A 251-nucleotide genomic window follows, 5' to 3' on the forward strand; every position below is an offset into this window, starting at 1 on the left:
GATGCGGTGGATACCTTCGTCTACACCATCCGCGATGCCGACGGCGACGAGAGCACCACGACCCTGACCATCAACGTACACAATTCGCTGATGGCCTGCGAGGACCGTGATGTCACGGTGTACGAGAGCGCCCTCGATCTGAACAAGGACGGCAACGACCTGGCGGCCGGCACGGTCAACGGCAGTGACCCGACCTCAACCCGCGAAACCGCCAGCGGCACCCTGGTCGGCTCTGCCACAGGCGGTGTCGG

At 64.5% G+C, this 251-nt stretch carries 1 protein-coding gene; it reads left to right on the plus strand.

Annotated elements, in window-relative coordinates; genetic code table 11:
* The coding region (locus FS665_RS23220; RefSeq protein WP_145193668.1) for a hypothetical protein at positions 1–251 on the plus strand (251 nt) is incomplete at both ends.

It is taken from the genome of Pseudomonas sp. URMO17WK12:I11 (genome assembly GCF_007677725.1).
Taxonomy (GTDB): Bacteria; Pseudomonadota; Gammaproteobacteria; order Pseudomonadales; family Pseudomonadaceae; genus Aquipseudomonas.